Source organism: Streptomyces sp. NPDC050617 (assembly GCF_040654795.1).
GTDB lineage: Bacteria > Actinomycetota > Actinomycetes > Streptomycetales > Streptomycetaceae > Streptomyces.
Genome location: NZ_JBFAIS010000036.1, coordinates 38,385 through 48,411 on the forward strand (window position 1 = coordinate 38,385; position 10,027 = coordinate 48,411).

General features: G+C 66.1%; 11 protein-coding genes. 3 read left to right on the forward strand and 8 right to left on the reverse strand.

The features are described from left to right. Window positions 1-33: 33 nt before the first annotated feature. The 4 genes from AB0I49_RS33615 to AB0I49_RS33630 all read right to left on the reverse strand — a co-directional run bounded on the left by AB0I49_RS33615 (window position 34) and on the right by AB0I49_RS33630 (window position 3,342). Window positions 34-1,167, reverse strand: a complete 1,134-nt coding sequence (locus AB0I49_RS33615) for an acyltransferase (RefSeq protein ID WP_363230976.1) — start codon at window positions 1,165-1,167, stop codon at window positions 34-36. Window positions 1,168-1,293: 126 nt separating this feature from the next. Beyond that, a complete protein-coding gene (locus tag AB0I49_RS33620) occupies window positions 1,294-2,190 on the reverse strand; it encodes an SGNH/GDSL hydrolase family protein (protein WP_363230977.1) in 897 nt (298 codons plus the stop codon). A 52-nt stretch (window positions 2,191-2,242) separates the two neighbouring features. Next, entirely contained in the window at window positions 2,243-2,476 is a 234-nt protein-coding gene (locus AB0I49_RS33625; protein ID WP_363230978.1) for a DUF397 domain-containing protein, read from the reverse strand. Between the two features lie 11 nt (window positions 2,477-2,487). Continuing rightward, window positions 2,488-3,342 (reverse strand): helix-turn-helix transcriptional regulator, encoded by an 855-nt coding sequence (locus AB0I49_RS33630; RefSeq protein ID WP_363230979.1) that lies wholly within the window; start codon window positions 3,340-3,342, stop codon window positions 2,488-2,490. A 229-nt stretch (window positions 3,343-3,571) separates the two neighbouring features. Between AB0I49_RS33630 and AB0I49_RS33635 the strand changes: the two genes are divergently transcribed. Both AB0I49_RS33635 and AB0I49_RS33640 read left to right on the forward strand, forming a co-directional pair. Further along, the gene (locus AB0I49_RS33635) at window positions 3,572-4,009 is read left to right on the forward strand and encodes an ATP-binding protein (RefSeq protein WP_363230980.1); all 438 of its coding nucleotides are present in this window, start codon (window positions 3,572-3,574) and stop codon (window positions 4,007-4,009) included. Between the two features lie 3 nt (window positions 4,010-4,012). Then, window positions 4,013-5,608 carry a hypothetical protein gene (locus AB0I49_RS33640; protein ID WP_363230981.1) on the forward strand — a complete coding sequence of 532 codons (1,596 nt, stop codon included), beginning with the start codon at window positions 4,013-4,015 and terminating at the stop codon, window positions 5,606-5,608. 234 nt (window positions 5,609-5,842) lie between these two features. Here the strand turns inward: AB0I49_RS33640 and AB0I49_RS33645 are convergent, their stop codons facing one another. Next, complete coding sequence (locus tag AB0I49_RS33645; protein ID WP_363230982.1) at window positions 5,843-7,015, reverse strand: epoxide hydrolase family protein; 1,173 nt, start codon at window positions 7,013-7,015, stop codon at window positions 5,843-5,845. A gap of 82 nt (window positions 7,016-7,097) precedes the next feature. On the opposite strand from AB0I49_RS33645, the gene AB0I49_RS33650 reads away from it, so the two are divergent. Further along, a complete protein-coding gene (locus AB0I49_RS33650) occupies window positions 7,098-7,673 on the forward strand; it encodes a CGNR zinc finger domain-containing protein (RefSeq protein WP_363230983.1) in 576 nt (191 codons plus the stop codon). Window positions 7,674-7,721: 48 nt separating this feature from the next. Here the strand turns inward: AB0I49_RS33650 and AB0I49_RS33655 are convergent, their stop codons facing one another. The 3 genes from AB0I49_RS33655 to AB0I49_RS33665 form a co-directional block, all read right to left on the reverse strand. After that, on the reverse strand, window positions 7,722-8,246 hold the full coding sequence (locus AB0I49_RS33655; protein ID WP_363230984.1) for a hypothetical protein: 525 nt from the start codon (window positions 8,244-8,246) through the stop codon (window positions 7,722-7,724). Between the two features lie 690 nt (window positions 8,247-8,936). Next, window positions 8,937-9,386: a hypothetical protein gene (locus tag AB0I49_RS33660; protein ID WP_363230985.1), complete on the reverse strand. Its 450-nt coding sequence runs from the start codon at window positions 9,384-9,386 to the stop codon at window positions 8,937-8,939. Between the two features lie 198 nt (window positions 9,387-9,584). Beyond that, on the reverse strand, window positions 9,585-10,016 hold the full coding sequence (locus AB0I49_RS33665) for a hypothetical protein (RefSeq protein ID WP_363230986.1): 432 nt from the start codon (window positions 10,014-10,016) through the stop codon (window positions 9,585-9,587). Window positions 10,017-10,027: the final 11 nt, after the last annotated feature.

The window sequence follows — 10,027 nt, forward strand, 5'->3', positions numbered from 1 at the left end:
GTATGGGGTATATGGCCGCCGACTTCACGCCGCTCACCGCAACTGCTCGACATCGACCGTGCCCGCCCCGGTCACCGGCTCGGGCACCGTCGCCCACAGCACGGCTGCCGCGAGCGCCGCCAAGGCCACGGCGACCGCTCCGCGCCGGCCGCGAGCCCAGCCCTTCCGGAACCGCACCGGGTCCTCCACCCCCGCCTTCGTCAGCGCCGCCGCCGCGAGTGACACCGCGATCGCGATGATCGTCGCGCCCCAGTCGCCGAGCCAGGCGACCCCGGAGAGCCGGGGCAGCAACAGCAGGTAGACCGGCCAGTGCCACAGATAGAGACTGTACGACAGCGCGCCGAGGCCCCGCGGGAGCCGACTGCCCGCGACGCGCGCCGCGTACGTACCCGGTACGTGCGTCAGGAGCGCGATGAGCACGGCGGCGGCGAGCGAGTGCAGGAACAGCCCGCCCTTGAAGAGCAGCGGCGACCGCTCGCCCCCGGTCACCGTCCAGGCCACGGCGAGGGCGCACGCGATCCCCAGGCACATCAGGTCGGCCGCGCGGCGCGGCACCCGGCGCGCGAGTGCCCGTAGCGGGGCGGTGGCGGCCAGCGCCCCGAGGAGCAGAGCGGCGGCGCGGGTGTCGGTGCCCTCGTACGCGCGGGTGGTGTCCACGGCGGTCCCGAGCCAGACGGTCAGGAGGAGCGAGACCAGGGCGCCCGCCCCGGCGAGGGAGGCGACGACCGGCTGGGCGTACCGCCCCCGGGCGGCCACCGCCACGATCAGCGGCCAGACCAGATAGAACTGCCACTCCACGCCGATGCTCCACAGATGCGCGAAGACCCGGGTGCCGGAGCCGTCCCAGTAGCCGATCTGCTCGCCGATGTAGTGCCAGTTGACCGACTGGGCGCCGACCCAGGGGGTGTCGTCCAGCGCGAACCGCAGCAGGGTGGGGCCGCCCCACGCCCAGGTGGCGAGGAGGACGACGACCACTACGCAGATCAGCGCCGGCATCAGCCGCCGGACCCGGCGCCACCAGAAGGAGGCCAGGGCGATCCGGCCCTTGTCCGCCGCCTCGCCGAGCAGCAGACCGGTGATCAGGAACCCGGAGAGGACGAAGAACAGATCGACCCCGAGGAACCCGCCGTCCAGCCGGCCGGCGTGGAAGAGCAGTACGGCCGCCACGGCGAAACCGCGCAGCCCATCGAGCGCGGAGACATGGGGACGGGCGGTTCCCCGGCTACCGGGGAGCCGATGCCGCCCGGGAACGGCAGGGACGAGGGCTGCCGCCGATGAGGCTGCCACAGTCCCTCAGCTCTCGCACTTGAGCTTGCCGTACCGGTCGGAACCGGTCCATCCGCCCTTGGCCCACTTGTCGACGGGCGCGGGCTTGAACCCTTCGCTCTTGCCGAGCTCCTCGCCGAACCACTTGGCGAAGGCGGCCGCGCCCTGCTGGCAGTTGTGGATACCGTCCGGCCCGCGCTGCGCCTTCTTGGCCGACCTGTCGGTGCCCCACAGCCGCGAGGCGTCCAGGTACGTCGCCGTGCCCCCGCTCTTCCCGGCGACTTCCTCGGCCGTCTTCGGCGCGGTACGCATCTGCGCCTCGTGCTGCTTGTAGAAGTCGTCGATCTTGATGGGCGGCGACGACACGAACACCACCTTCGCCTTGGCGTCCTTCGCCGTGCGTACGAGCTTGTCGTACGCGGCGCGCTGCTGCTCCGCGCTTCCCCAGTCGTACGTGGTGACCTGGTAGGCGATCACGGTCGGCTTGAACACCTTGATGTTCTCGGTCAGTTGCTTCCACGTGTCGCCGGAGATCATCCGTGTGATCTCCTCGCCGCTGTCCACGACCGTGCCGCCGCCGTCGGACGAGGCGTCCTTGAACTTCACGCCGCTCGCCTCCAGCGCCGCGCCGATCGCCGGAGCCTCGGCCCCGGCGATGGAGTCCCCCACCCACAACACCTTCGCCCCGCCGCCCGAGGCCGCCTTCTGCTTGTGCTCGTCGGACGCCCCGGAGCCCGACCCGCCACCTTGCTGCCCGCAGCCGACCAGCGCCAGACCGAGCGCGGCGACGGAGGCGACGGCGGCCAGGACGGGGCGATAGGGGGAGCGGCGCTTCTCACCGCTGCTCGTGCTGATTGCGTCGTTAGTGCTGCTGTTACTGCTGTTACTGCTGTTCGTGCTGCTAGTGCTGTTCGCGTTGCTCATGCACCGAGAGAATCAGCCGGATGACCGCCGAACGCCGCCCGTCATCGTCCGCTCATATTCCGGGAAAGAAACCTTCACGAGCCGAGGGCCGCCCCTGTCGGCCTTCGCGGACGAGGCGGAGGAGCCCGGCCAGGGCGAGGGGTGTGGTGGTGACGGCGACGGCGGGGGCATCGCTCTCGCGGAGGTGGACGCGGCCGGCGGCTATGCCGACCTCGACGCAGTTGTTGTTCTCCCCGCCTCCGGAGTAGGAGGACTTCTGCCATTCGATCGTTTCGGGCGTGGTCACGGTGGGTCCTCTCAGAGTTCTTGCGCGATGCGGTAGACGAAGTCCCGCGACTCGTCGGCCGGGAGCGAGGCAGCCGCGACCTTCTCGAAGATGGCTCGGTACTTGTCGAGTTGGGGCCGAGTGTCCAGGAAGACGCTGTCGTGCGCGGCGTCGAGCTGAATGGTGTCCAGCCGGGGAACCGGCCCGCACGCGTGGAGCATGGCGTAGCCGGAGCCCGCGAAGCCTTCCACGCCGAACGGGACGGCGCGCATGGTCACGTTGTCCCGTTCCGAGACCGCCAGGATGTGGTCGAGCTGGGCGCGGGCCACCTTCGTGCTGCCGACTTTGGTGCGTAGCGCGGCCTCGTGGATGACGACGTCGTACGGAAGCTCCGGTTGCCGGTCGAGGACCGCTTGGCGGCGCATGCGGTACGCGAGCCTCGGTTCGATCTCGGACACCGGCAACTCGGGGACCGTATAGGCGAAGACGGCCAGGGCACAGTCCTCGGTCTGGAGCAGCCCCGGGATATGGATGACTTCGAACTGTCGGAGTCCGAAGGCGTGCTGTTCCAGCTCCGCCAGGTCGAGGGAGCGCAGTGGGAGGACTTCCCGGTACTCCTCCCACCAGCCCTGACCGCGCTGTTCGTAGGTAATGGCCGACAGCGCGTCGATGAGGTCGGCGTCACCGCACTCGTAGAAGGCGGCGAGGCGGCGGAGCCGCTCTTCGCTCACGCCCATACGGCCGGACTCGAAGTGACTGACCTTCGCCGGATCGGTGCCGAGTGCCTTCGCTGTGTCGCGCGCGGTGATGCCCGCCGCTTCGCGCATCCGGCGCAACTCTGTGCCGAGGCGCTCCTGGCGTGCTGTGACGCTGGTCCTCAGCGGCATGGTTCCTCTTCCTGGTGGCCCGACTGGGCGTGCCGTTTCACGGTGTCACCATCACGGGTCGGTCGTCGGCGATTTAACTAACAAGGTTGCGCCGCGCCAATGTTGCACCATACGGTCTGTAACGTATCCCTCACGCAAGGGTACGGGTCGCGATCCGCTGCCCAACTCCCTTGGCCTGCCCGTGAGTCGGAAGCGCACCCAGCACGGCCCCCACAGAGAGAAGCCCCCCATGGGAGTTAATGCCGCCTGCCCTGCTGACGGCCTCGCGGTGCCGCACTCGTACACGCTCTACTGCCCGCCCCGCAGAACCTCCCCGCGCGTGGCCCGCGACTTCGTCACCTCGGTCCTGCGCACCCTGGACCTGACGGCGGCCGTGGACGCGGCGGCCCTGTGCACGTCGGAACTGGTGACCAACACCTACCTCCACGCCAGGGGCGCGGGCTCCGTCCTCTGGCTGGCCATCGAACTCCCCACGGTCCGCGTAACGGTCTACGACGACAACCCCACCGAACCGACCTCCCACCCGGCCCCCGACCTCGACGAACACGGCAGGGGCCTGCACCTGGTGGGCGCGCTGGCGGACAAGTGGGGCGTATGCCAGGGCGCTCCGCTGGGGTCGGGGGGCATGCGGGGGAAAGGGGTGTGGTTCGTGCTGGCGGCGGGGTGAGGGGTGCCGTGGCCAGGGGGACCGGCCGTTGAGAAGATCATCGTCATGACCAATTCGTTCCGTGTCGACCGAATCCTCGGTGACCGTCCCTTCGCCGAGATCGGTGAACCCGCCCTTGCCGTCGAGGACGAGCGCCGCGGTCTGCTGGCGGTGGCAGGTACGCGTGGACCAGTGGCGGACGTGCAGGAGTTCGGCATATCCACACCGGTCGGTGTCTATGGCACCGGTGATCTGGCCTGCCGTGCCCTTCTCCGTACGGGCTATCGCGTGCACGCGTTGGCCTTCCATCCCGAGCTCCCCCTCCTGGCGGTCGGTACGGGGGACTACGACGGCGGCTACTTCTTCGAAGGGCAACTGCTCCTGCTGGACTGGGAGACGGGCGGCGTCACGTCGCTCATCGAACCCGGGCTGGGGCGCCAGGTCCTGGGCCTGGAATGGCTCAGTGCACAGGAACTGCGCGTGCTGATGGCACCGCCTGACGACTGGCACGACAAGGACGCGTGGAACGAAGGACATGTCGCGGTGGTGCGCCGACCCGACTGGAGGGCCGTACCGCCCCAGTCGGTCACCGCACATGATCTGGCCGGACCACGGGTGGCGGCCCCGCGAACCGAGAGTCGAGAGGACGCTCGCCGGATGGTCTCCGGTCTGAGCACGGACTGGGACCCGCGACGCAACGTTCGCGCGGTCGAGGAACTGCCCGACGGCAGGATCGTGGCCACGCTGGACGGGTTTCAGTTGGAGTCCTGGCTGCCCTCCGGGCGGCGGCAGTGGGCTGTCCGGGACGACGGCGCTGGCGGCCGTGACATCGTCGTCGCCGCGGATGGGCGATCGGTCTGGGTCGCTCTGGCACGGCCTTCGTGGGAGGAGCGTGCCCAGGCCGTGCTCCGGCTCGCGCTCCAGGACGGGGCACAGCTCGGCCACATCACCCCCTCCAGCCCGACGTCACTGGTGCGATGCGCCGACGGCCTGCCTGCTCTCGCCCCTGTTGGGCAGCACGAGGGTCGGAACAGGTTGCGTATCCGGCGTGGCAGCCGGATCTACTTTCGGGAAATCACTCGTGAGACTCGAAAGACTCGCGACAAGGGCCGGCGGGAGCCCGGAGCACGTGAAGTCTGGCTTGTGGCAGCGGAACTGGGATCCGTACCGGTAGCCGAACGCCCGCGTGAGCCGAAGAAGGAGGAGGCCCACCGGCTGTTTCCCTACTCCTGGAAGCCGGGCGAGACGCACTTCGCCGGCCCCGGGGCGGAGACCGCCGACGGCGACCTGATCCATGCCGGCACCGTCCACCACGGCCGAGGGCTGCAGCCCGGCGGCTCGTTCGTCGTGCGGCGCATGGTGGCCGACGCTGAGCCGAAGTGGGTCTTTCGGACGGACCATAAGGCCACCGACCTCGACTGCGACACGGAGACCGCCTACGTCACGTACAAGGATGGCGAGGTCGTCGCGCTCGCCCTCCATGACGGCAGCGTCCGCTGGCGTCGGCATCTGACGGTCGCCGGAGTCCCCGTCATGCCGACCGCGCTGACCGTCCCGGAACCCGGCCGACTGCTCATCGGCACCGCCGACGGGCGCCTCCTGGACTGCTCGACCGACTAGGAAGCGCCGGTGTGGTCCAGGCGCTCGGCGATGATCCTCGCCGACCCGGAGCAGTCCGGGGAATCGATGGTCAGCCAGGCCACGATGCCCGGTCCCAAGCCTCGGCGAACTCCACCTTGTGGATCACAGTGGCTGAGAATTCCGTCTGGGATTGAACGACAGTTGCAGTTGAATTTGCAGTCGGGGGGCAGGCGGTGATCGAGTTCCGGCGCCCAGCCGCGTTCGCTTCGGTGTTCACCGATTGGCGGCCAGTACTGCCGCGAGGCCCTCTCGCAGGTCTTTGACGAAATGCTCGGGAACCTCCAGGGACGGGAAATGTCCCCCGGCCTCGGGTGACCTCCACCGGACGATCTGCCGGTACCGCTCCTGTGCCCAGGGGCGCGGGCACTTCTCGATGTCGCGGGGATACATGGTGATTGATGACGGGACGTCGACCCGGAGTTCGGGGTCCAGGGAGTTGTGGCTTTCGTAGTAGATGCGGGCTGCCGATGCGCCGGTCCGTGTCAGCCAGTACAGGGTGACGTCGTCAAGAACGCTGTCTCTGGAAATCGTCTCGAACGGGCTGTCTTCGGTGTCTGACCACTCGGCGAACTTGTCGAGGATCCAGGCGAGAAGCCCGACCGGTGAGTCGACGAGCGAGTAGCCGATGGTCTGCGGCCGGGTCGCCTGCTGCTTCGCGTACGCCGCGCGGTGGCGCCAGAAGTCGCGGGTCTCCTCGGCCCATTGGCGTTCGACCGCGGTCAGCCCGTCCGTGGCCAACCCGGGCGGGCCCTCCGCGAACGTGGTGTGGATACCGAGGACGTGCGCCGGGAACCTGCCGCCGAGAACCGTGGTGATATTGCCGCCCCAGTCGCCGCCGTGGGCCAAGAATTTGCTGTAGCCGAGCCTTCCCATCAGTTCCACCCACGCGGCCGCGATCTTCTCGGTTCCCCACCCGGTGACGGCCGGTTTGTCGCTGTAGCCGAATCCGGGCAGCGACGGGGCCACGACATGGAACGCCGGCGCGCCCGCGTCTTTCGGATCTGCCAGTTCGTCCACGACATCGGTGAACTCGGCAATGCTGCCCGGCCAGCCGTGCGTCAGGATCAGAGGAGTGGCATCCGCGCGTGCGGATCGGCGGTGCAGGAAGTGGATTCCCAGATCATCAATGGTCGTACGGAACTGGCCGATCTGGTTGAGCCGCTCTTCGAACGCCCGCCAGTTGTACCCAGTGCGCCAGTAGGTCACGACATCGACGAGCTCGGCGAGGGGGACGCCCTGTCCCCATCGGCGGGAGCCGGGCGCGGCACCGTGGACCGACTCGGTTTCCGGCAGCCGCGCCGCGGCCAATCGCGCGCGTAGATCGTCGAGGTCGGCGTCGGTCACGTGGGCTTCGAACGCTTGCACGTCGCTGGTTGGGCGGAGCATGGGGCCTCCTGGCCATAGCGGAACCGGCTAAGGCGGTTCTAGCAGTTCTCCGGATCACGCCGCAACCGGCTAAGGTGGTTCCATGCGTGCTGGGTTTCCTGACTTCCGCCTCGGTAGCGTGCTGGCGACCAGCTTCACGGGAACTCTGTCGGAGCGTCTCGGCGACCCGGTGGAGCGCATCCCCACGCCGCAGCGACTCGCCGACTGGCTGGCGGTGAACGGCCTGGCCGTGGACTCCTGCATCACCGCCCAGCTCGACCTCGCCCGGGAACTGCGGGAGTCGATCCACGCCGCCGCGACAGCTGCCGCGCTCCAGACCCCTCTCCCCGCGACTGCCGTCGGCGTCATCAACGACCGCAGCGCTCAGGGCCGGGCCGCGGCGATCCTGACGCCCGAGGGCGAGCGCCGCTGGCGGCTCGGCTCGGCTTCCTCCGTGGAAGACGCTCTCGGCGTGATCGCTGCCGACGCGATCAGCATCATCGCGGGCGAACGGGACGGGAAATTGGCCTTGTGCGCATCACCGACCTGCCGCGCCGCCTTCTTCGACACCAGCCAGAGCCGCACCCGCAAATGGTGCGACATGAACACGTGCGGCAACCGCCAGAAGAAAGCACGCTTCAACGCCAACCAGCGCAAAAACCCCGGCTCAGCGGAGTGATCGGCACCCGACCGTTTACGTGATGCGCACCTTTCGTGCTACCCCGCTCTATTTGCCGGGTGCGAAAGCGTGAACTGGCTCCTCGCCGTATGCGGAACGTGGCTGCTCTGCCGGGTCGCCGATAAATTCAAGAACGTGTGCCATCCAAGGGGTCCCGCAGGTTGGGCAGTGATGCCTGTACGTGGGGTGCTTCATCCTCATTTCTTTCAGCGTGAAAATCGGCATATCCGTGACCGCCTTGACTACTCTGACGGGGGTACTGCAGTTCAGGCAGGTCATTCCGAGAGCCTCACCGGCTACGGCGTCGCGGAAATCTTCTCGAATTGCCAGACGGGCGGCGACTCGTTCGTCGAGCGCCGTCAGGTCTGTTCCATCGCTCCAATGCAGGTAGAAGCACGTCAACGGCCAATGCGGCATGATGCGCAGGACGATTCGTCGCAGGCGTGGATGCTCGGCAAGGGCTTCATCATCCGAGCTATTGTAATTGTCAATCTCCTCCGAATCGATGATGAGAGCTCCCGCCGGCAAATACCGGACATCCCGCTCGTTTAGTTTGATCTCTACGGCTTCCATTGGGTCATCTTAATTCCATACGGGATCAGGGCCTCGCGGTAAACATTCGCCGGGGTCTTCGCAAGTCGCCGCAGTCGAAGCAGTAGACAATGCGGAGCAGATCCGTGCGAATAGTCATGCTCCGATGAGAGCCAACCAACGTTGAGGGGGGTCTGCGGCGCAGTGCCGGGGTAACTGTACAGCGGCAGGTCTGTGAAGTGCGTCATCCGTCCAACATTCAGCGGGTCGTGCGTAACGTCTGCGGTAGATCGCCTTGTTCCCACAGCCTGTCCAGAGTATTCAGGAACTCATCGAATTCATTCTGCATCTCTGATCGTTCCCGCGAGGAAAGCGAGTCAAGCGGGTCGGAAAATTCAAGGTCCCCGAGATCTGGCCCCGTCCACCCTTTGAATCGACGGCATGACGCACACCATGAGTAGGTAATGCGTACCTTACGCACCTCGCCCGCTTTGCGGTACACGTAAGTACGCACTGATTCTTTTCCGCATGCGGGGCACAGCCGCTCTGTCGGATCGTCAATATAACGTGGGCCGCGCAGTAGCGTACTGACTTGCTCGCTATCGAACTCTCTCAATGTAATCTCCTACCCGCGCCTAGCCCCTCGGGTGGAGGATGGACGCGCCAGCGTTACCGGATCATAGCGAGTGACGCTTTCCGATGGTCGGCCCTGCTGTCGCAGAGCATCGGGACTCACTCGATGAACTCCAGGACTCGCGCTGACCATTTGTTCCCGCAGTTTGGGCAATTTGGTTGGTACGTCGGACGCTTCTCCTTCTTCTCTTCCAGCGTGAACAGCGGAAGTTCCGGAGCGGCCGTCACCACCCGCATGGTTTCCCTGCATTCCATGCACATGATTTCGTGCGCCTCACCGGTCACGGCGTCGGCGAAATCTTCGTATGTGGCCGTGCCGACGGCCACTCTTTCATCGACCTTAGTCAGGTCGATTCCGTTGCTCCAGTGCAGGTAAAAGCAAGTCAGCGGCCAACTGGGCATGAAGCGCACCAAGAATCTTCGCAGGCGCGGGTGGTCTACGAGTGATACATCGTCGGCCGTGTTGTAGTTGGCAACCGCGTCCTGCGTGTTGATCGTAACGCCAGCAGGGAAATAAAGAAGGCTCCATTTTCTGAATTTCAACTTCATGGGCCCCGACCCGCGATCCAGGAGTCGTTCCCTTCGGTCGTGTCTGTCGTGGCGGCGCACATTCGAAGGCCGTCGGATGACATCGCGGCGAGTTCAATAGAGGAATCCACTTGCGCCGGCCGTGACGCCTAATAAACGTGAACTCGACCGCCACTCATTTCAGGGCTGGTCGGATTGAACGTTCACCATAAGAGGACCCTAGCTGTAGTCGGGTCGAGGGCCGACTCCGGGATCATCTCTGAATCCCAACAAGGCGGAAGTGGACAGGGAGATCTCGACCAGGTGTTCGTGAGGTGGGGTTGGCATCTCGTAATGGTTTTTCGACATGAATTCAAGGAACTCCTTCGGAAGTCGAATAGAGTAGTGCTTGATATAAGCCGACAGGTCTGCGCGCCAGATGAAACTGCCATCCGTAAGGATGGATGATCCGCCGGGGGTTTGGAATGCACGCTCAATGACATCCACGGTCATTTCCATGATGTCCAGGATTGGATGTCCCGCGTCGAGGTATTGGACGACTTGATCTTTGGGGTAGTGAGGCTGATCGGTGGTGATGGAGTCTGAGATCGATTCCTTGTATGTATGAGGAGAGTCGGGCTCCAGCTCGCGAAAAAATCCGATCGGTTGCATTTTTGTCCTCT

Excerpts from the sequence above, each read along its gene's own strand:
- AB0I49_RS33635 (WP_363230980.1), top strand. The coding sequence starts at position 3,572 with ATGGGAGTTAATGCCGCCTGCCCTGCTGACGGCCTCGCGGTGCCGCAC.
- AB0I49_RS33665 (WP_363230986.1), bottom strand. The coding sequence starts at position 10,016 with ATGCAACCGATCGGATTTTTTCGCGAGCTGGAGCCCGACTCTCCTCAT.
- AB0I49_RS33645 (WP_363230982.1), bottom strand. The coding sequence starts at position 7,015 with ATGCTCCGCCCAACCAGCGACGTGCAAGCGTTCGAAGCCCACGTGACC.
- AB0I49_RS33660 (WP_363230985.1), bottom strand. The coding sequence starts at position 9,386 with ATGAAGTTGAAATTCAGAAAATGGAGCCTTCTTTATTTCCCTGCTGGC.
- AB0I49_RS33650 (WP_363230983.1), top strand. The coding sequence starts at position 7,098 with ATGCGTGCTGGGTTTCCTGACTTCCGCCTCGGTAGCGTGCTGGCGACC.
- AB0I49_RS33655 (WP_363230984.1), bottom strand. The coding sequence starts at position 8,246 with ATGGAAGCCGTAGAGATCAAACTAAACGAGCGGGATGTCCGGTATTTG.
- AB0I49_RS33630 (WP_363230979.1), bottom strand. The coding sequence starts at position 3,342 with ATGCCGCTGAGGACCAGCGTCACAGCACGCCAGGAGCGCCTCGGCACA.
- AB0I49_RS33620 (WP_363230977.1), bottom strand. The coding sequence starts at position 2,190 with ATGAGCAACGCGAACAGCACTAGCAGCACGAACAGCAGTAACAGCAGT.